Genomic DNA, 20,006 nt, shown 5'->3' on the forward strand with positions numbered 1-20,006 from the left:
GAGCGGCCGTCAGTTCACTGCCATGAGCGTCTTTTCCGGACCATGGACACGGGATCGCGAACGGCCGATCCAGACACGCAGCAATGCCAACAGCAGATCGAGGTCGACAGGCTTGGCGATGTAGTCGGAGGCGCCGGCGTCGAGGCACTTCTGCCGGTCGCCCTTCATTGCCTTGGCTGTGACCGAGATCAACGGGATATGGGCGATCGCCGGCATGCTGCGGATCTGCCGCATCGTCTCGTAGCCATCCATTTCCGGCATCATGATATCGATCAGTGCCGCATCGATATCCGGGCTCTGCTCCAGAAGCGCGATACCTTCCCGGCCGCGCTCCGCATGCAGCACCTGGATGTCATAGGTCTCGAGAACGCTGGTAAGCGAATAGATGTTGCGGATGTCGTCGTCGACGATGAGGACCTTTGCGCCGGCGAGGTCGAATTTGTCCGGCTGTTCGGCTGCCGCACCATCGTTTTCGTGGCCTCGCCCGGGGAGTGTTGCCGACATCAGGAGAGCCAGCTGCGCGAAATTCTCCGCCCGCGGAACATCCGCCAATGCCGGATGCAAGGCGAGCGACTGTTGCAGCGCTTCCGGATGAGGCGCAAAGAACAGCAGTCGCGACACCGACTGCCCGAACAGGATGGCAATCTCATCCAGCATCTGGGCGTTGTCCTTGGCCGAGCGGCCAAAGCCGAGCACAACGGCATCATAGTTGGCGATGCCGATTTCGTCCGCATTCGCTGCGACGCGGCCGATCGCCGTAACCGAGGTGACGCCGTCGCGGATCGCCTCGATCAGCGAAAGGCGGCGCTCGGGATCGGGATCGGCGATCAGGACGCGGCTCTGGACGCGGAGCTTTCTGGAATGAATATCCTGGAAGACCTTCATCAGTTCGTCCGACGATACGGGCTTGGTTGAAATGCTGGATGCACCCTTGCGGGCAAGCACCTCGATGTCTTCGGCGCCCGAGATGACATGAACGGGAATGTCCTTGGTTTTCGGGTCATGGCGAAGCAGATCGAACAACACCCAGCCGTCGATATCCGATAGTCCGAGATCGAGCGTAATCGCGTCGGGAACCAGCTTGCGTGCCAAAGCCAGCGTGCCGGAGCCTGCGGTCGACAGGACGCCTTTCAGCCCGGCCGAACGTGCAAGGCCGAGCAGCAAACCGCCGAAGGTCGGGTCGTCCTCGACGATCAGCACGACCCGATCTTCCGACGAGATCGTGTCGCGGTCATCGAGCAATTCGGAGGACGGCGGGCTCGGCTGCGCTGTCGTCGCGGCCACCTCCATCGCCGGCAGCAACGCCGCTTGCGGGGCCAAGGCCATCCGGGGTCCGTCGAATGGAATGACCAGAGTGAACGTCGAACCCTTGCCCGGCGTGCTCTCGACCCGCAATTCGCCGCCGAGCAGCCGGGCAATCTCCCGGCTGATCGAGAGCCCAAGCCCGGTGCCGCCATATTTGCGGCTTGTGGTGCCGTCGGCCTGCTGGAAGGCCTCGAAAATTAGCTTCTGCTTGTCTTGCGGAATACCGATGCCGGTATCGCTGACCACGATCGCGAGCGCCTCCATCGGTTGCGCCGAACCGTTGTGACGGCCCGTCTTTTCGGCCCGGAAATTCAAGCGGACCTCGCCTTGCGAGGTGAACTTGAAGGCGTTCGACAAAAGGTTGAGCACGATCTGCTGCAAGCGCTTCTCGTCGGTGCGGACGGTCTCCGGCAGCTCGGGGTCGACATTGATGGTGAAGCCAAGTCCCTTGTCGGTCGCCAGCTGCCGGAAGGTTCGCTCCATATGCTGGCGAAGATGCACCACGGGCATATCGTTGATATCGATCGAGACGGTGCCCGATTCGATCTTCGACAGGTCGAGGATGTCGTTGATGAGGCTCAAGAGGTCGGTGCCGGCCGAATTGATGGTGCGCGCGAACTCGACCTGCTTGTCGTTGAGATTGCCCTGCTGGTTGGTTGCGAGCAGGTTTGAAAGGATGAGCAGCGAGTTCAGCGGCGTGCGCAGTTCGTGGCTCATATTGGCGAGGAATTCCGACTTGTATTTCGAGGTAAGCGCCAGCTGCTCGGCCTTCTCCTCCAGCGCCCGCCGCGCCATCTCGATTTCCAGGTTCTTGTTCTCCACCTGCTTCTTTTCGTTCTCGAGCAGCTGCGCCTTTTCCTGCAGCTCCTCATTGGTGGCGTGCAGCTCCTCCTGCTTCTTGGTCAGTTCGGTCTGACGCGCCTGCAATTCCGAGGTCAGCAGCTGCGACTGCTTGAGCAGGCCTTCGGTGCGCATGGTGGCGGCGATGGTGTTGAGAACGATGCCGACGGATTCCATCAGCTGGTTGAGGAACGACTGGTGCGTGTCGCGGAATTCGCTGAACGAGGCGAGTTCGATGACGGCCTTCACCTCGTCTTCGAACAGAGCCGGAAGAATGATCACGTTCGCCGGCGCGGCATTGCCAAGGCCGGAGGTAACGCGCAGGAAATTCGGCGGCACATTGTCCAGCATGATGGCGCGCTTGTCGGCGGCACTCTGCCCGACAAGCCCTTCACGCAGATCGAGGCGTTGCTTGATTTCCGCCTTGCTTTCGGCGCCATAGGAGGCGGCGAGCTCCAGATAGAATTCATCCTCGTCGCGGTTGGTCACATAGAACACGCCATATTGCGCATTCACCAGCGGGGCGAGTTCGGACATGATGAGGCGCGAGATCGTGGCCAGGTCGCGCTCGCCCTGCAGCATGCGCGAGAAGCGGGCGAGATTGGTCTTCAGCCAGTCCTGCTCGGCATTCTTCAGCGTCTGGTCCTTCAAATTGCGGATCATCTCGTTGATGTTGTCTTTCAGCGCCGCCACCTCGCCGGAGGCCTGGACGCTGATCGAGCGGGTCAGATCGCCCTTGGTCACCGCCGTCGACACCTCGGCGATGGCGCGCACCTGGGTGGTCAGGTTGGCCGCGAGCTGATTGACATTGTCGGTCAGGTCGCGCCAAAGGCCGGCAGCGCCGGGCACCCGGGCCTGGCCGCCGAGCTTGCCTTCGATGCCCACTTCGCGGGCGACGTTGGTCACCTGGTCGGCGAAGGTCGCCAGCGTCTCGATCATGCCGTTGATGGTGTCGGCGAGCGAGGCGATCTCGCCCTTGGCATCGACCGTCAGCTTGCGCTTGAGATTGCCTTGCGCGACCGCGGTCACGACATCGGCGATGCCGCGCACCTGGTTGGTCAGGTTCGTCGCCATCAGGTTGACGTTGTCGGTCAGGTCCTTCCAGGTGCCGGCAACGCCCTCGACCCGCGCCTGGCCGCCGAGCTTGCCCTCGGTGCCGACCTCGCGGGCGACACGCGTCACTTCGCCGGCAAAGGAGTTCAGCTGGTCGACCATGGTGTTGATCGTCGATTTCAGCTCCAGGATCTCGCCCTTGACGTCGACGGTGATCTTCTTCGACAGGTCGCCGCGCGCCACTGCGGTGGTCACCTCGGCGATGTTGCGGACCTGGCCGGTCAGGTTCTCGGCCATCGAATTCACATTGTCGGTCAGATCCTTCCAGGTGCCGGCAACGCCGCGCACCTGCGCCTGGCCGCCGAGCTTGCCTTCGGTGCCGACCTCGCGCGCAACGCGCGTCACCTCCGAGGCAAAGGAATTCAGCTGGTCGACCATCGTATTGATGGTGTCCTTGAGCTCGAGGATCTCGCCGCGCACATCGACCGTGATCTTCTTCGACAGGTCGCCCAGCGCCACTGCCGTCGTCACCTCGGCGATGTTGCGCACCTGGCCGGTCAGGTTGGCAGCCATCGCATTGACATTGTCGGTCAAGTCCTTCCAGGTGCCGGCAACGCCGCGCACCTGCGCCTGGCCGCCGAGCTTGCCGTCCGAACCGACCTCGCGCGCCACGCGCGTCACCTCGGAGGCGAAGGAATTCAGCTGGTCGACCATCGTATTGATGACGTCCTTGATCTGCAGGATCTCGCCCAGCGCATCGACGGTGATCTTCTGGGTCAAATCGCCGGTCGCAATTGCCGTCGCCACCTTGGAGACGTCGCGCAACTGCACGGTCAGATTGCCGGCCATGGCGTTGACGTTGTCGGTCAGGTCCTTCCAGGTGCCGCCGACACCCTCGACATGCGCCTGGCCGCCGAGCTTGCCTTCCGAACCCACTTCGCGCGCCACACGCGTCACTTCGGAGGCGAAGGAGTTCAGCTGGTCGACCATCGTGTTGACGGTGTCCTTGAGCTCCAGGATTTCGCCCTTGACGTCGACGGTGATCTTTTTCGACAGGTCGCCGCGGGCGACGGCGGTCGTCACCTCGGCGATGTTGCGGACCTGGCCGGTCAGGTTGGCGGCCATCAGATTGACGTTGTCGGTCAGGTCCTTCCAGGTGCCGCCGACGCCCTTCACTTCGGCCTGGCCGCCGAGCTTGCCCTCGGTGCCGACCTCGCGGGCGACGCGCGTCACTTCGGAGGCGAAGGAGTTCAATTGATCGACCATCGTGTTGATGGTGTCCTTGAGCTCGAGGATTTCGCCCTGCACGGCGACGGTGATCTTCTTCGACAAGTCGCCCGAAGCGACCGCAGTCGTCACCTCGGCGATGTTGCGCACCTGGCCGGTCAGGTTCTCGGCCATCGAATTGACGTTGTCGGTCAGGTCCTTCCAGGTGCCGGCGACGCCGCGCACCTGAGCCTGGCCGCCGAGCTTGCCCTCGGTGCCGACCTCGCGGGCGACGCGCGTCACCTCGCCGGCAAATGAATTCAGCTGGTCGACCATGGTGTTGATAGTCGATTTCAGCTCGAGGATCTCGCCCTTGACGTCGACGGTGATCTTCTTCGACAGGTCGCCCAGCGCCACAGCCGTCGTCACCTCGGCTATATTGCGCACCTGGCCGGTCAGGTTCTCGGCCATCAGGTTGACGTTGTCGGTCAGGTCCTTCCAGGTGCCGCCGACACCTTCGACGCGCGCCTGGCCGCCGAGCTTGCCTTCTGTACCGACTTCGCGCGCGACGCGCGTCACTTCCGAGGCGAAGGAATTGAGCTGGTCGACCATCGTGTTGATGGTGTTCTTGAGTTCGAGGATTTCGCCTTTCACGTCGACGGTAATCTTCTTCGACAGGTCGCCGGAAGCGACGGCGGTCGTCACCTCGGCGATGTTGCGCACCTGCCCGGTCAGGTTCGTCGCCATCGCGTTGACGTTGTCGGTCAGGTCCTTCCAGGTCCCGGCCACACCTTTCACGCGGGCCTGGCCGCCGAGCTTGCCTTCGGTGCCGACCTCGCGCGCCACGCGCGTCACTTCCGAGGCGAAGGAGGCCAGTTGCCCGACCATGGTGTTGACGATCTTGCCGATGCGCAGGAATTCGCCGCGCAGCTGCCGGCCGTCGATTTCGACCATCATCGTCTGCGACAGGTCACCCTTGGCCACCGCGCCGATGACGCGCGCCACTTCGGCCGTCGGCTGAACCATGTCCTCGATCAGATCGTTGACGGAACGGACGCTCGATTCCCAACTGCCGGTGGCGTTGCGGACACGGCCGCGTTCGCCGATCCGGCCATCCTTGCCGACGACCTTGCTGAGGCGCTCAAACTCGCGCGTGACCTGATCGTTGAGCTCGACGATTTCGTTGAAGGTGTCGGCGATCTCCGAATCGAGGCCAGAATAGATATTGTCGATGCGAACGGAGAAGTCACCGCTCCGAAAAGCCTTCAGCGCGTTCAGTATTTGACGGTGGTCCAATTGCCTTGTGGATGCAAGCACGCTCACAGCGCCCCTCCCAGCTCACGGATTTCTTGAATGTCCTGGTGAAACTGTCCCCTGCGGCCGACACAACTCCCCGCAAGCGCAAGAACGCGGCATGCTCGATTTGGTTCCAGACGAAATTGCCGCTATGCGGCAGGAATTTCGCAGTCGCATTCACGAAATGACGAGCAACAAAGATCCATAATGATTGTATCGATCAATATTTCTGCCCAACGGAACATCTCGAAAAAACTCTCGTTGGTATAGATCGCGATAGAGCGATGCAACTCTATGGAGACACTAAGATGATGAAAATTCTCTCTGCATCCCTACTTGCTATCGGCCTGGCCACATCTGCCATGGCACAATCCATGGGCTCCGGGACCGGTAGCGCCGATGGCAATACCGGCGTCAACACAGGCACTTCCGCCGGCAACACCGGGACCGGCAGCGCAACTACCCCGAACACGATCGATCCGAACGCAACGAACTCTACCACGCCGCAGACAAACGGTATGGAGGACCGCTGCAAGGATACGGCGGGCATCGATACCGACAACAACACCCCCAGCGGCGCTATGACGTCGGATATGCAGAACTGCAACAAGTAACGGAGTTTTGCGCAGCGATCATTTCAGCCCGCTGCCTGGTCGAGTCCCGGTGCTCGCGGTTCAAACCACAGCCAGAAAAATGCACAGACCGGGCACGGGCTCACTACTTCTGAATGGATCGGCGAGCCCAAGTAGGGCGGCCGATTACAGTAGTCTCAGCTAGGTTCTGCGACGGCCAGCCCGGACGGGCGGGCGGGCGTTCTGCTGATTTCGCGGAGAGAACTGGTGGAGCCAATCGGAATCGAACCGACGACCTCTTGAATGCCATTCAAGCGCTCTCCCAACTGAGCTATGGCCCCACTCCGGCAGTTCACCGGCGCCGTTTCCGGCGAAGAGATCCGGCGCGGGTTCTAGACCGCGCCGTTAGTGAAGGCGGCTTCTAACCCCGCCTTCAGTCAATATCAAGCCTTCAAGAACCGCTTTTTCTAGGCAGCGCCGCGAAAGCCGGCGAATGCGGTTCGCTCAGACCTCGTCGTCGTCTTCGCCGACGCCGATCATGTCGGCAACGTCGTCGTCTTCTTCCTCCTCGTCGGCGAGGAACGTGTCATCCTCGTCATCGCCAAGGTCAACGTCGTCTTCGTCATCGCCGAGATCGGGAAGCTCGTCGGCCTTCGCGTCCTCGTCCGCCTCTTCGAGCGAGACGACCTCGACGCCCTCTTCCTCCTCGGCGTCCACTTCCTTCTCGGCAACTTCCTCTTCCTCCTCGAGAGCGGCGATCTTGCCTTCTTCGAAATAGGAGCGCGGATAGCTCTTGCCCGTGTAAGGCGAGACGATCGGGTCCTTGTTCAAGTCATAGAATTTTCGACCCGTCTCCGGGTCGATGCGTTTGGTGCCAAGTTCGGGTTTTGCCACAGCAAGCCTCGTCGATGAAAGTTTGGTCCCCTTAACCAGAGTTTACGGCGCTGTCAAAGCGAAAAGCCGGCGTCCCAAAAAGCTTGAATTCGAAGGCCTTCATACCAAGGGGATGACCATTTCGGTACGCCATGATAGGAGACCCCGCAAACCAGCAGAAAATGGCCGGCCGCCGGCGTTTCCAGGAAAGAACCATGTCGCACACTGCCGCCCCGAAGCAGGCCACCGCCCGCAAATCATCTGGCCTTTCAGGCGCGGCACGGGTGCCGGGCGACAAGTCGATCTCGCACCGCTCGTTCATGTTCGGTGGCCTGGCCTCCGGCGAAACCCGCATCACCGGGCTGCTGGAAGGCGAGGACGTGATGCGTACGGGCGCTGCCATGAAGGCCATGGGCGCCCATATCGAGAAGCATGGCGCTGAGTGGGTGATCCGCGGTACCGGCAACGGCGCGCTGCTGCAGCCGGTAGGCCCGCTCGATTTCGGCAATGCCGGCACGGGCTCACGCCTCACCATGGGCCTGGTCGGCACCTATGACATGGAAACCACCTTCATCGGCGACGCCTCGCTGTCGGGCCGGCCGATGGGCCGGGTGCTCGAACCGCTCCGCCAGATGGGCGTGCAGGTGCTGAAGGCGACGCCCGGCGACCGCATGCCGATCACGCTGCACGGGCCCAAGCACGCCGCGCCGATCACCTACCGCGTGCCTATGGCATCGGCGCAGGTCAAGTCGGCGGTGCTGCTGGCTGGGCTGAACACGCCGGGCATCACCACCGTCATCGAGCCGGTTATGACGCGCGACCACACCGAAAAGATGCTCAAGGGGTTCGGCGCCAATCTGTCGGTCGAGACCGACGAGCGCGGCGTGCGCCACATTTTCATCGAAGGCCAGGGCAAGCTCACGGGGCAGACGATCGCGGTGCCTGGCGACCCCTCCTCGGCCGGCTTTCCGCTGGTGGCGGCGCTGATCGTGCCGGGTTCGGACATTATCATCGAAAACGTGCTGATGAACCCGACCCGCACAGGCCTTCTGCTGACGCTGCAGGAAATGGGCGCCCGGATCGACATTCTCGACCGCCGCAATGAAGGCGGCGAAGAGGTCGCCGACCTGCGCGTGCGTTACTCCGAGCTGAAAGGCGTCACCGTACCGCCCGAACGGGCGCCGACGATGATCGACGAGTATCCGGTGCTTGCCGTGGCGGCCAGCTTCGCCGAGGGCGAAACGCTGATGCTCGGGCTGGAAGAGCTGCGCGTGAAGGAATCCGACCGGCTGTCGGCAGTGGCCGAAGGGCTGAAGCTCAACGGCGTCGATTGCAGCGAAGGCGAGGCCTCGCTTGTCGTGCGCGGAAAACCCGGCGGCAAGGGCCTCGGCCAACACCCCAACGGACAGGGCACCATCGTCCAGACCCATCTCGACCACCGCATAGCCATGAGCTTCCTGGTGATGGGGCTGGCGACGGAAAAACCGGTGACCATCGACGATCAGGCGATGATCGCAACGAGCTTTCCGGAATTCATGGGACTGATGAAGGGGCTGGGCGCGGAGATCGAGTAGCTTGATGGCAATCAATAGCCTTGGGGGTTGGGGCCAAACTGCAACGTCGGCGGGACAGCGCCCCCCTCTGTCCTGCCGGACATCTCCCCCACAAGGAGAGAGATTGGCAGCTTCGGCGCTCCGCTCAATCCTGCGACGTAGACAATTGGCGAAAGCCGCGATGGCCGCCGATCTCCCCCCAAGTGGGGGAGATGTCCGGCAGGACAGAGGGGGGCGCGAAGGATCGCCACGCCTATCTGGATCATTGCGCTTTTCGATTCCGGTGGGCGGCCAATGACCTCAACTTTCACCATCGCCATCGACGGACCTGCCGGTGCCGGCAAAGGCACCCTTGCCCGGCGGCTGGCCGATCACTACCGGCTGAACCTGCTCGACACCGGTCTTACCTATCGCGCGGTGGCGCATTCGCTGCTCCGGCTCGGCCTGCCGCTCGACAATGTCTCGGCCGCTGAAACCGCGGCTCGCCAGGTCGATCTGGCAAAGCTCGACCGCGCCGTGCTGGCGGCACACGCGGTCGGCGAGGCGGCTTCGAAAGTGGCTGTCATCCCGTCGGTCCGGCGCATACTGGTCGACAAGCAGCGCGACTTTGCAAAAACCCCGCCGGGTGCGGTGCTCGACGGCCGCGACATCGGCACCGTCGTCTGTCCCGATGCCGACGTAAAACTCTATGTCACGGCCAGCGCCGAGGTGCGGGCAAAGCGGCGGCTGGACGAAATCGAGAGCATCGGCGGCACTGCCAATTTCGATGAAATCCTTGCCGATATCGTGCGCCGCGACGAGCGCGACATGGGCCGCATGGACTCGCCCTTGAAGCCGGCCGCCGATGCGCACTTGCTCGACACGTCGGAAATGGCTATAGAGGCCGCGTTTCTGGCAGCTCAGGTGATCATCGACGACGTCCTGGCCAAGAGAAACGAAGCCTGAGCCGGGTTTTCCTGCCGCCGCCGATTGGCGGCGACAACAAGAATTCCCATATCGGGTATGAACCAGCCTGCCAGCATTCTTCATGCGCCGGAATTGCCGCTCAAGGGCGGCCAAGGGCTTTTTGCCCGGAACGCCGGCAGGCCAACGCAACGCTAACCCACGGCGCCCGCCCCGCGACAGATTGCGGGGCATTCCAGGAGAAACTATGTCAGTTGCAAATCCCACTCGCGATGATTTCGCGAGCCTGCTCGAAGAATCATTTTCCGCCGGCCATTCCGGCGAAGGCCAGGTCGTCAAGGGCATCATCACTGCCATTGAAAAGGACATGGCCATCATCGACGTCGGCCTCAAGGTCGAAGGCCGCGTGCCGCTGAAGGAATTCGGCGTCAAGGGCAAGGACACGACGCTCAAGGTCGGCGACACGGTCGAGGTCTATGTCGAGCGTATCGAGAACGCGCTTGGCGAAGCCATGCTGTCGCGCGAAAAGGCCCGCCGCGAAGAGAGCTGGGTCCGTCTCGAAGAGAAGTTCACCAAGGGCGAACGCGTCGAAGGCGTCATCTTCAACCAGGTCAAGGGCGGCTTCACCGTCGACCTCGACGGCGCTGTGGCCTTCCTGCCGCGCAGCCAGGTCGACATCCGCCCGATCCGCGACGTCTCGCCGCTGATGCACAACCCGCAGCCCTTCGAGATCCTCAAGATGGATCGCCGCCGCGGCAACATCGTGGTGTCGCGCCGCACCGTGCTCGAGGAAAGCCGCGCCGAACAGCGTTCGGAAATCGTGCAGAACCTCGAAGAAGGCCAGGTGGTCGAAGGCGTCGTCAAGAACATCACCGACTATGGTGCGTTCGTCGACCTCGGCGGCATCGACGGCCTGCTGCACGTCACCGACATGGCATGGCGCCGCGTCAATCATCCGACCGAAATCCTCAATATCGGCCAGACGGTCAAGGTGCAGATCATCCGCATCAACCAGGAAACCCACCGCATCTCGCTCGGCATGAAGCAGCTCGAGAGCGATCCGTGGTCCGAGATCGGCACCAAGTTCCCGATCGGCAAGAAGATCAAGGGTACCGTCACCAACATCACCGACTACGGCGCATTCGTCGAGCTGGAGCCGGGCATCGAAGGCCTCATCCACGTTTCGGAAATGTCGTGGACCAAGAAGAACGTGCATCCCGGCAAGATCCTGTCGACAACGCAGGAAGTCGACGTGGTGGTGCTCGAAGTCGATCCGGCCAAGCGCCGTATCTCGCTCGGCCTCAAGCAGACGCTGGAGAACCCGTGGGAGGCCTTCGCGCGCAGCCATCCGGTCGGCAGCCAGGTCGAGGGCGAGGTCAAGAACAAGACCGAGTTCGGCCTGTTCATCGGCCTCGAAGGCGACGTCGACGGCATGGTCCACCTTTCCGACCTCGACTGGACCCGTCCGGGCGAGCAGGTGATCGAAGAGTACAATCGCGGCGACATGGTCAAGGCGCAGGTGCTCGACGTCGACATAGACAAGGAGCGCATCTCGCTCGGCATCAAGCAGCTGGCCAAGGACACGGTCGGCGAAGCAGCGACGTCAGGCGAACTGCGCAAGAACGCAGTCGTCACCTGCGAGGTTATCGGCGTGAAGGATGGCGGCCTGGAAGTGCGGCTGGTCGACAGCGGCATCGAGACCTTCATCAAGCGCTCCGACCTCAGCCGTGACCGCGACGAGCAGCGCCCCGAGCGCTTCACCGTCGGCCAGAAAGTCGACGCCCGCGTCATCGCCTTCGACAAGAAGACCCGCAAGCTGCAGGTCTCGATCAAGGCGCTGGAAATCGCCGAAGAGAAGGAAGCGGTCGCTCAGTACGGCTCAACCGATTCCGGCGCTTCGCTGGGCGATATTTTGGGTGCCGCGCTGAAGAAGCAGGGCAGCTAAGCCAACACCGCGCCTCGCGCGGGTTATAAACGAAACAAAAAGCCCCGCCGGAACGATCCGGCGGGGCTTTTGCTTGTGACCTTTGCTTGCGACGGACCGCAGGCTCAGGCCCGGCCGTAGAGTGGCACCAGCGTGCCGCTGATCGCCATGTTGGCCGGCGAGGCAAGGTAGGCAATGGCCTCGGCCGCCGCTTCAAGGCTGACCCATCTGCTGAAATCTGCGTTCGGCATGTCAGCCCGGTTGGCCGGCGTGTCGAGCGTCGAAGGCGCCACGGCGTTGACCAGGATGCCGTTGCCCTTCAGCTCTTCGGCTATCGCCACGGTCATCGCGGCGACTGCCGCCTTGGCGGCGGCGTAGGCCACCTTGCCGGAGCCGCGCCGCGGATCGAGCCCGGCTCGCGCGGTGACATTGACGATGCGGCCCGGCACGGAAGATCCCAGCATCGAGCGTATCGCCGCGCGGCAGCACAGAAAGGTGGTGCGGGCATTGGTGTCCATCATCTCGGCGAAGGAGGCGGGTTCGATCTTCTCGACCGGCGCCGCGGTGAAGCCGCCGGCAAGATGCACCGATGCCCATAAATCTGGAACGCTGGCATAGAAGGCGTCGACCTTGGCAGGGTCGGCAAGGTCGACATTGTGCGCCAGCCTGACGCGGTCATGCGCCGGAAAGGGAAAATGCGCAGGCGCGGCAGCGTGGGCATTGGGCACATGGCAGATCGCGCCCTGCTCCAGCAGTTTTCCTACGACTGCGCCGCCAAGGGCACCGGTGCCGCCGGTCACCACGATATGTCTGCCGTCCAGTGTTTCCGTCATATTCGACCGCTCCGTCATTGCGCGCCGCCGATGCGGAAGGTCGCGCCTTTCGCGCGATCACTCAACCGAAATCTCGATGACGTAAGGTCGTCCAGTCGCCCGCGCGCGCCCAAGCGCGTCCGCCAAGCCGCCGATGCCGGAAATCCGCTCGGCGGCAATGCCGTAGGCTTCGGCCAATTTGCAGAAATCCGGCGGTGCCGGGGAGACGCCGACCGGCTCGACGCCGACGTCGAGCATCGAGGTTTCGATCTCGCGGTAGCCACGATTGTTCCAGACTGTGAAGATCACCGGCGCCGCAGCGTCGAGCGCGGCGCCCAGTTCCGGCAGGGTGAACTGGAAGCCGCCGTCGCCGGTGAGGCAAACGACCGGCGCCTCAGGCCTGGCAAGGACGGCACCGATCGCCGCCGGCGGGCCATAGCCGAGCGCGCCGAAGCCGGTGGCCGCGTTGAACCAGCCGCCCGGCCGGTCGTGATCGTAATAGAGGTTGGCGGCGTAGACCGGCTGGGTCGAATCGCCGACGATGATCGCGCCAGGCAGCGCATCGCGGATCGTCTCGACGGCGCGCAGTTGCGCCTGCATGGCCGGGCCAATCTCGGCAAAGGCCGCCTGCCGCGTCGCGGCGGCGCGGGCTGAACCATCATCCAATGGCGTCTCGTGCGTGCCGAGTTCGGCACGCAGCGCCTCGAGCGCCGCTCCGCAATCGGCCTGGATCGAAATCCGCGCAGGCCGGCGGGCAAGCTGGTCGGCGCCGATGTCGATGCGGATCAGGTTGGCGGGCAGGACAAAACCGCCGTCGCCATAGCCATCATAGTCGGTCGGACCGAATTCGGTGCCGGCGGCAATGACCAGGTCGGCATCGGCGATCAGCGCACGCACCGCCTTCAGGCTGGGGCTGGCCGGCACGCCGAGTGGATGACGATAGAGCAGGCCGCGCGCATTAGCGGTCTGGACGACCGGCGCTCCCAGCCTCTCGGCCAGCTGCTGCAACGGCGCTTCGGCGGCCTTGGCGCCGCCACCGGCGAGGATAAGCGGCCGGCTGGCAGACGCGCACAGCCTTGCCGCCTCTGCAATCGCCGTCACATCCGGCCCGAGCGGCGCTGAATTCCGCAGCAGCGGCACGATGCCGTTGGCCGGCATGGTCATGACATCGGTCGGGATCTCAATATGCACCGGACCCGGACGCGAGGATGAGAACAGCGCAAAGGCGCGGGCGAGCACGCCGGGCAGTTCGCCGGCCTCGGTGACACGGTGCGAAAACAGCGCCACCTTCTCCATCATGCCGCGCTGGTCCGGCAGTTCATGCAGATGGCCAAGGCCTTTGCCCAGCGTCGGTGTGGCGTTGACGCCCGAGATTACCAGCATCGGCACCGAATCGGCGCGCGCCTGACCCATGGCGGTGATGGTGTTGGTCAGCCCCGGCCCGGTGATGACGAAGGCGATACCCGGCCTGCCGCTGGCGCGCGCATAGCCGTCAGCCATGAAGCCGGCGCCCTGCTCGTGGCGCGGCGTGACGTGACGGATCTTCGATCGCGCAAGCCCGCGATAGAGCTCGACCGTGTGTACGCCGGGAATGCCGAAGACGGTGTCGACGCCGTGCGCTTCGAGCAAGGTGATGAGCGCTTCGCCGATGGTCGTCATTGTCTTAGCACCGGGCGCGTGAGGCAGGTAGGGCCGCCCTCGCAGGCAATGCACAGCGCATCGGCCTCGAATGTCGAGACCGTACAGCCGGCGGCTTGCATGGCAGCCGCCGTCTTCGGAAAACCGGCAACGGCGATAACCTGGCGCGGCGCGGTCGGCAGCACGTTCAGGCTGAGCCCATTCGAGACGAAGAATTCGTCGGCGTCGCCCTCGACCAGCCGAATGCCGCGTTCGCGCAGCATCTGGTGGAAGGCGACCGGCAGGAGGGGCGCATAGACCAGCGCCAGATCGTCTGCGAGCGGGCTGATCACCGACATCAGATGCAGGCAGGCCTCCTCGCCCTGCCAGAGCGGCAGGTCGAAGCCATAGACCTGGATGCCCTTGGGTGAAAGCAGGTTGGAGAGCTGCTGGATGCCGTGCTGATTGGTGCGCACGCCGCGGCCGACGGCCAGCGTGTTTGCATCCACCCACACGCAGTCGCCGCCCTCGACCTGGCCGGGAGCCTCGATACGGCCGAGGATGGGGATGCCCATGCGCCCGTAGGCTGCCTCGTGCAGGCCGGGCTCTCGCCGGCGCAGCGCCTTGCCCATGGCAAGGATGACCGCGCCATGGTCGGTCATCAGCGACGGATCGTGGGTAAAGACCGAATCGGCAAGCCCGTCATCGGCGTCGCTCAGCCATTCGATATCGGCGCCTGAGACAGAAATCAGCCTGGCCAGTGCATCATGCTGGGCCGCCGCTTTTTGTGGATCGAAGCCGGGGCCATAGTGCCACTCCAGCGCTTCGGCCCGACGCATGGCGCTGGCGGCGGAGCGCATCAGCACGCGCTGCAGCAGCCCGGCCATCGACTGCGACCCGTATGCTTTGCCCACTAAGTTCTCCTGAAACGCGCCCCTCCTGCCAATAGCCACTCGGCAGGCCGTGATCAATGGTCCAAAAACTGCGGTTGACGGAGGCAAGCGGAACGGTCCATCTTGAGAATCGGAACGCTGTCCAGTGACGGGTAATGGGTAAAAAATTCCAGCAAGGACTGCCTCGGCTGCTCCGCGGGGCGCCGCGACGATGACAGCGCCGGCCACCGCCCTGAAGCATACGGCGCAGAACGGCGCTGCCGAAGCCATCCACGTCGAGAACCTGCACAAGAATTTCGGCAAGCTGCATGTATTGAAGGGCGTTTCGCTGTCGGCGCGCGATGGCGAGGTGATCGCCATCATCGGCGGCAGCGGCTCGGGCAAATCGACGCTGCTGCGCTGCATCAACTGCCTGGAGAACCCGACCAGCGGCATCATCCGGGTCAATGGCGAAGAGATAAAGCTGAAGGCCGACAGCTACGGCCACACCGTGCCCGCCGACCGCAAGCAGATCGAACGCATCCGCTCCAAGCTCGGCATGGTCTTCCAGAACTTCAATCTGTGGAGCCACATGACGTTGATCGAGAACGTCATCGAGGTTCCCGTGCATGTGCTCGGCGTCAAGCGCGATGTGGCGATCGGCGAGGCGGAAAAATTGCTCGCCCGCGTCGGCCTGGCCGAAAAACGCGACGTCTATCCCGCCTATCTGTCGGGCGGCCAACAGCAGCGCGCCGCGATTGCCAGGGCGTTGGCCATCAACCCGCGCGTCATGCTGTTCGACGAGCCGACCTCGGCGCTCGATCCGGAGCTGGTCGGCGAGGTGCTGAAGGTGATCGGCGACCTGGCGCGCGAAGGCCGCACTATGGTGCTGGTCACCCATGAGATGAAGTTTGCCCGCGAGGTCGCGACGCATGTCGTCTACCTCCACAACGGGCTGGTCGAGGAAGAAGGGCCGCCGGAACAGATCTTCGGCGCGCCGAAATCCGAAAGGCTGAAGCAGTTCATCCGCAACATCAGTTAAACTGTGGGCGGACGAAAACCGGGAACAACAACAAAACTGGGAGTCATGACGATGAAGATTATTCTCAAGACCTTTGCCGCAGCGCTGCTGCTCGGCGTTGCCGCGATGGGCGTGGCCAAGGCCGATCCGGTCAAGATCGGCGTCGCCGCCGAACCCTATCCGCCCTTCGCCTCGCCGGACGCTTCCGGCAAATGGGTCGGCTGGGAGATCGAATTCATCGATGCCGTCTGCGCCGAGGAGAAGCTCGACTGCGTCATCACCCCCGTCGCCTGGGACGGCATCATTCCGGCGCTGACGACCAAGAAGATCGATCTTATCGCCGCCTCGATGTCGATCACCGCCGAGCGCGAGAAGACGATCGCCTTCTCGGACAAATATTACAACACCCCGACTGCGATCATCGGGCCGAAGGACCAGAAGTTCGGCTCAACACCGGAGGACCTCAAGGGCAAGATCATCGGCGTCCAAGTCTCGACCGTACACGCCGACTACGCCAAGAAGCACTTCGCCGACGCGGCGGAAATCAAGGAATACCAGACCCAGGACGAGGCCAACCAGGATCTTGCCGCCGGCCGGGTCGACGCGGTGCAGGCCGATTCCATTGCCCTCGACGCCTTCCTGAAATCGGACCAGGGCAAGCAATGCTGCGATCTGAAGGGCATGGTCGCGCCGGATCTGGCCATTCTCGGGCCCGGCGTCGGCGCCGGCGTCCGCAAGGAAGACTCCGAGTTGAAGGAAAAGATCAACGCCGGCATCAAGGCCATCCGCGCCAACGGCAAATATGACGAGATTTCGAAGAAGTACTTCGACTTCGACATTTACGGTGCCGACACGCAGTCGAACTGACGGCCTCATCCATGAGCGATTAACCACGCGGCCCCGATAGAGCCGCGTGGTTCGTCGAAATCCATCGACGCGAGCTTCCGCGGGCGGAGATCGCCGGCGGTTTTAGCGCCAGCAATTCGAGGGCGACGCTGATCAACGCATTTGTTCCGGCTTGGGCCGCCTCTGCCATCGCGCTTCTCTCGCCCGTGCCGCCGGGCTGGGGTGGAACGCTCATCGTCGGGCTGCTCCATACGATCGAGATCGCGGTCGGCGCCACCGGTCTCGGCCTTTTGATCGGCATCGGCGGCGCCTCCGGCAAGCTGTATGGTGGTCCGGTGGTGCGCGATCTCCTGGCAGTCTATACGACCGTCGTGCGCGCCGTGCCGGAGCTGGTGCTGATCCTTCTGCTCTATTACGCCGGCACCGACCTGATCAATCAGATGCTGACGGCAATGGGCTATCAGCGCATGGACATTAGCGGGCTGGCGGCCGGCATTGCCGTGCTCGGCTTCGTCCAGGGCGCCTATTCGACCGAGGTGATCCGCGGCGCGATCCTTGCCATTCCGCAGGGCCAGATCGAAGCCGCGCGCGCCTATGGCATGTCTCCCGGCCTGCTGCTGCGGCGCATCACGCTGCCGGCGATGCTGCCGTTCGCCATACCCGGCCTTGCCAATCTCTGGCTGATCGCCACCAAGGACACCGCCCTGCTGGCGGTCGTCGGCTTTTTCGAGCTGACATTGGCGACACGGCAGGCGGCCGGCGTCACCAAAGCCTATCTGACATTCTTTATCGCCGCCGGCGCGATCTACCTTCTGTTGACGCTGGTTTCGAATCTGATCATCGGCCGTATCGAGACATGGGCCCGCCGCGGCATGCCGTCGCTCAAGGAGGCCCGGTGATGGCTGACCCGGCGATGACTGGCGAAGCGGCGGCCGTCGAGATAGCCGCACGCGCTTCGCTGTGGCTGAAGCCGCATCGTATCGTGCTGATCCTGATCGCGCTGGGGCTGGTTTTGGCGGCGGCCGTCTTCATGCGCTGGGACTGGCTGCCTAAATATTACGGGATAGGACTGCTCGGCATCTGGCGCGCGCTGTGGATTCTTGCCGTCACTTGCACGCTGGGTTTCCTGCTCGCCGTGCCGCTCGGGCTGGCGCAGGCTGCGGGCTCGTTCTGGTTCGCGGCACCCGCCAAGGTCTTCTGCACCGTCATCAGAGGGACGCCGCTGCTGCTGCAGCTCTGGTTGCTCTATTACGGGCTGGGCTCGCTGTTTCCACAATATCCATGGATTCGCGAGTCTTGGATGTGGCCCTATCTGAGGCAGGCATGGCCCTATGGCGTCCTCGGGCTGACGCTGTCCTTCGCCGGTTATGAGGGCGAGGTGATGCGAGGCGCTTTCGCCGGCGTGCCGAAAGGCCAATTGGAAGCCGCCCGCGCCTTCGGCATGAGCCGCTGGAGGATTTTCCAGCGAATCTGGCTGCCGCAGGCCTTCTACCGCGCGCTGCCGACACTGACGGGCGAAACCGTGCTGCAGCTGAAATCGACGCCGCTGGTGGCGACCATCAGCGTGATCGATATATTCGCCGTCTCTTCAAAGGTGCGTCAGGATACCTACCTCACCTATGAACCCTTGCTGCTCCTGGCGTTGATCTATATGGCGATCACCGGCATCCTCGTCTTCACCCTGGGCAAGATCGAGGCGCGGATTCCGAACAAGATTGGTTAGGTGAATGGTGAATAGTGAATAGTCAGTAGTGAGTAGCCCGTAGTGTTACCGGCTAAGTCCCACTCACCATTTACCATTCACCCATTCCCTCAGATATCCATGGCAATCACAATGCAACTCAGTCTCGACCAGGCGACAGGGCTGTGCCGGATGGCCGCACTTGGCGCTGGCGCCAACGAAGAGGCGGCGCAGTCGCTGGCTGCCTCGATCGTCGCGGCCGAGGCGGAAGGACTGTCGATCGTCGGGCTTTCGCACTTTATCGATTATCTTGAAGCACTGGAGGCCGGCCGTATCGACGGCAACGCCGATCCGGTGATCACCAGGCCGGCGCTCGCGGTCTATCTTTCCGATGCGCGCGGCGGCTTAGCGCATACCGGTTTCGACCGCACGATCGATGACCTCGCCAAGGCGGCGCGGCTGTTCGGCGTCGCCATCTTTTCGCAGAAGAATGCTTATACGTGCGGCGCGCTCGGCTATTTCACCGGACGGCTGGCCGCGCAGGGATTGGTGTCGTTCGCCGCCACCAACGGCCCGGCCGTGCTTGCCGGCTCGGGCTCGGTCAAGCCGGTCTACTGCACCAACCCGATGTCCTTTGCGGCACCCGCCGCGGACGGGGCGGCGCTGGTCATCGACCAGTCGTCGAGCGCCACCGCCTTCGTCAACATCCGCAAGGCGGCCGAGGACGGCAAGAAGATACCCGAAGGCTGGGCACTGGATGCCAGCGGCAATCCGACCACGGACCCGGCAGCTGCCATGAAGGGCGCCATGCTTGCCTTCGGCGGCCAGCGCGGCGCCAACATCGCGCTGATGGTCGAGGTGCTGGCTGCGGGCCTGTCGGGCGCCAACTGGTCGCTCGATGCGCCATGGTTCAGCGGCGGGCCGGACAGTCCGGGGACCGGCCTGTTCGTGCTTGCCGTCGAGCCCAAGCTGCTCGATCCGGACTTCGAAAAGCGGATGAAGGATCAGCTCGACCGGCTGCGGCGGCGCTATGGCGTGCATGTGCCGGGGCGTGCCCGGGCCGAGGCCGCGGAGAAGGCGGCGGCGCGCGGCATAAGGGCGCCGAAAGCCGTGGTGCAACGCATTTCCGAATTCGCCGGGCGCTATTCGTCCTGAAGAAATTCGTTTGTCCGATGAGCGGCTGACGGGGCCGGCCGATCCGGCAGCGCGAGCCTACTTCCCGCAATGATGATCGTTGATCGCGTTCACCGCATTCGCGTCCGGTCCTACCCTGTTGTAGGAGCAGGGTTCGGCGGCCGTCGTGAACAGGTGGTTGTCATAGTAGCGCGGGCCACCGAACAGAATGTCGATGATGTCGCCGTTGGCGGGAACGTAGCGTTCGGGTTGAGCTTGGTGGTGATGCCGGTTTGCCGCGAATGCCGAGGCACCAATGCTGCAGCCTGTTGCGAAAGCCAGAGCGAAGATCGCAACGCGTTTTGTCGTCATCGGCAATATCCTCCATTCGGAATCAAATCATACATCTAAAATCGCCGACCGAACAAAGGTTCCTGTTCCTAATGGAGTTGCCGTAAAGCCGGGCCTCGGCGGCGTTTTCTGCCATTTCGAACGGATCCGGAAAATCATGCTTCAACA

15 protein-coding genes and 1 tRNA gene are annotated in these 20,006 nt (G+C 63.3%); 9 read left to right on the top strand and 7 right to left on the bottom strand.

What is annotated here, in order from left to right:
- Positions 1–9: 9 nt before the first annotated feature.
- Positions 10–5,721 carry a HAMP domain-containing protein gene (locus tag NKI70_RS11875; RefSeq protein WP_352697427.1) on the bottom strand — a complete coding sequence of 1,904 codons (5,712 nt, stop codon included), beginning with the start codon at positions 5,719–5,721 and terminating at the stop codon, positions 10–12.
- A gap of 287 nt (positions 5,722–6,008) precedes the next feature.
- On the opposite strand from NKI70_RS11875, the gene NKI70_RS11880 reads away from it, so the two are divergent.
- On the top strand, positions 6,009–6,314 hold the full coding sequence (locus tag NKI70_RS11880; RefSeq protein WP_352697124.1) for a hypothetical protein: 306 nt from the start codon (positions 6,009–6,011) through the stop codon (positions 6,312–6,314).
- A 223-nt stretch (positions 6,315–6,537) separates the two neighbouring features.
- Here NKI70_RS11880 and NKI70_RS11885 read toward each other — a convergent pair.
- A tRNA-Ala gene (locus NKI70_RS11885) sits at positions 6,538–6,613 on the bottom strand.
- 163 nt (positions 6,614–6,776) lie between these two features.
- Positions 6,777–7,166, bottom strand: a complete 390-nt coding sequence (locus NKI70_RS11890) for a TIGR02300 family protein (protein WP_023676282.1) — start codon at positions 7,164–7,166, stop codon at positions 6,777–6,779.
- Between the two features lie 194 nt (positions 7,167–7,360).
- Here NKI70_RS11890 and aroA point away from each other — a divergent pair, with 194 nt between their 5' ends.
- The 3 genes from aroA (at position 7,361) to rpsA (ending at position 11,546) form a co-directional block, all read left to right on the top strand.
- Complete coding sequence (gene aroA, locus NKI70_RS11895) at positions 7,361–8,719, top strand: 3-phosphoshikimate 1-carboxyvinyltransferase (RefSeq protein WP_352578583.1); 1,359 nt, start codon at positions 7,361–7,363, stop codon at positions 8,717–8,719.
- A 273-nt stretch (positions 8,720–8,992) separates the two neighbouring features.
- Complete coding sequence (cmk, locus tag NKI70_RS11900) at positions 8,993–9,643, top strand: (d)CMP kinase (RefSeq protein WP_352724619.1); 651 nt, start codon at positions 8,993–8,995, stop codon at positions 9,641–9,643.
- A 205-nt stretch (positions 9,644–9,848) separates the two neighbouring features.
- Positions 9,849–11,546, top strand: a complete 1,698-nt coding sequence (gene rpsA / locus NKI70_RS11905) for a 30S ribosomal protein S1 (protein ID WP_023676278.1) — start codon at positions 9,849–9,851, stop codon at positions 11,544–11,546.
- Between the two features lie 104 nt (positions 11,547–11,650).
- On the opposite strand, the gene NKI70_RS11910 is transcribed toward rpsA, so the two are convergent.
- Genes NKI70_RS11910 through NKI70_RS11920 form a run of 3 tightly spaced genes read right to left on the bottom strand, consistent with a single transcriptional unit; the run spans position 11,651 to position 14,841 of the window.
- Complete coding sequence (locus NKI70_RS11910) at positions 11,651–12,358, bottom strand: SDR family NAD(P)-dependent oxidoreductase (protein WP_023676277.1); 708 nt, start codon at positions 12,356–12,358, stop codon at positions 11,651–11,653.
- A 57-nt stretch (positions 12,359–12,415) separates the two neighbouring features.
- Positions 12,416–13,996, bottom strand: coding sequence for a 5-guanidino-2-oxopentanoate decarboxylase (locus NKI70_RS11915; RefSeq protein ID WP_352724620.1), 1,581 nt, complete (start codon positions 13,994–13,996; stop codon positions 12,416–12,418).
- Entirely contained in the window at positions 13,993–14,841 is an 849-nt protein-coding gene (locus NKI70_RS11920; protein WP_031211670.1) for a dimethylarginine dimethylaminohydrolase family protein, read from the bottom strand. Before NKI70_RS11920 ends, NKI70_RS11915 begins: the two co-directional genes overlap by 4 nt.
- Before the next feature lie 217 nt (positions 14,842–15,058).
- Here NKI70_RS11920 and NKI70_RS11925 point away from each other — a divergent pair, with 217 nt between their 5' ends.
- The 5 genes from NKI70_RS11925 to NKI70_RS11945 all read left to right on the top strand — a co-directional run bounded on the left by NKI70_RS11925 (position 15,059) and on the right by NKI70_RS11945 (position 19,529).
- Positions 15,059–15,868, top strand: coding sequence for an ABC transporter ATP-binding protein (locus NKI70_RS11925; RefSeq protein ID WP_023676274.1), 810 nt, complete (start codon positions 15,059–15,061; stop codon positions 15,866–15,868).
- A gap of 51 nt (positions 15,869–15,919) precedes the next feature.
- Positions 15,920–16,714, top strand: a complete 795-nt coding sequence (locus NKI70_RS11930) for a transporter substrate-binding domain-containing protein (RefSeq protein WP_352568373.1) — start codon at positions 15,920–15,922, stop codon at positions 16,712–16,714.
- A gap of 212 nt (positions 16,715–16,926) precedes the next feature.
- Positions 16,927–17,592, top strand: a complete 666-nt coding sequence (locus tag NKI70_RS11935) for an ABC transporter permease (RefSeq protein WP_352578586.1) — start codon at positions 16,927–16,929, stop codon at positions 17,590–17,592.
- Positions 17,592–18,416: an ABC transporter permease gene (locus NKI70_RS11940; RefSeq protein WP_502894420.1), complete on the top strand. Its 825-nt coding sequence runs from the start codon at positions 17,592–17,594 to the stop codon at positions 18,414–18,416. The genes NKI70_RS11935 and NKI70_RS11940 overlap by 1 nt, the downstream gene beginning before the upstream one ends.
- Before the next feature lie 111 nt (positions 18,417–18,527).
- Positions 18,528–19,529 (top strand): Ldh family oxidoreductase, encoded by a 1,002-nt coding sequence (locus NKI70_RS11945; RefSeq protein ID WP_352578580.1) that lies wholly within the window; start codon positions 18,528–18,530, stop codon positions 19,527–19,529.
- Positions 19,530–19,586: 57 nt separating this feature from the next.
- Here NKI70_RS11945 and NKI70_RS11950 read toward each other — a convergent pair whose 3' ends face one another.
- Positions 19,587–19,859, bottom strand: a complete 273-nt coding sequence (locus NKI70_RS11950; protein ID WP_352578579.1) for a hypothetical protein — start codon at positions 19,857–19,859, stop codon at positions 19,587–19,589.
- Between the last annotated feature and the right edge of the window lie 147 nt (positions 19,860–20,006).

The organism is Mesorhizobium sp. M0500 (genome assembly GCF_040321165.1).
Taxonomy (GTDB): domain Bacteria; phylum Pseudomonadota; class Alphaproteobacteria; order Rhizobiales; family Rhizobiaceae; genus Mesorhizobium.

Excerpts from the sequence above, each read along its gene's own strand:
- NKI70_RS11880 (WP_352697124.1), top strand. The coding sequence starts at position 6,009 with ATGATGAAAATTCTCTCTGCATCCCTACTTGCTATCGGCCTGGCCACA.
- aroA (WP_352578583.1), top strand. The coding sequence starts at position 7,361 with ATGTCGCACACTGCCGCCCCGAAGCAGGCCACCGCCCGCAAATCATCT.
- cmk (WP_352724619.1), top strand. The coding sequence starts at position 8,993 with ATGACCTCAACTTTCACCATCGCCATCGACGGACCTGCCGGTGCCGGC.
- rpsA (WP_023676278.1), top strand. The coding sequence starts at position 9,849 with ATGTCAGTTGCAAATCCCACTCGCGATGATTTCGCGAGCCTGCTCGAA.
- NKI70_RS11910 (WP_023676277.1), bottom strand. The coding sequence starts at position 12,358 with ATGACGGAAACACTGGACGGCAGACATATCGTGGTGACCGGCGGCACC.
- NKI70_RS11915 (WP_352724620.1), bottom strand. The coding sequence starts at position 13,996 with ATGACGACCATCGGCGAAGCGCTCATCACCTTGCTCGAAGCGCACGGC.
- NKI70_RS11920 (WP_031211670.1), bottom strand. The coding sequence starts at position 14,841 with ATGGCCGGGCTGCTGCAGCGCGTGCTGATGCGCTCCGCCGCCAGCGCC.
- NKI70_RS11925 (WP_023676274.1), top strand. The coding sequence starts at position 15,059 with ATGACAGCGCCGGCCACCGCCCTGAAGCATACGGCGCAGAACGGCGCT.
- NKI70_RS11930 (WP_352568373.1), top strand. The coding sequence starts at position 15,920 with ATGAAGATTATTCTCAAGACCTTTGCCGCAGCGCTGCTGCTCGGCGTT.
- NKI70_RS11940 (WP_502894420.1), top strand. The coding sequence starts at position 17,592 with ATGGCTGACCCGGCGATGACTGGCGAAGCGGCGGCCGTCGAGATAGCC.
- NKI70_RS11945 (WP_352578580.1), top strand. The coding sequence starts at position 18,528 with ATGCAACTCAGTCTCGACCAGGCGACAGGGCTGTGCCGGATGGCCGCA.
- NKI70_RS11950 (WP_352578579.1), bottom strand. The coding sequence starts at position 19,859 with ATGACGACAAAACGCGTTGCGATCTTCGCTCTGGCTTTCGCAACAGGC.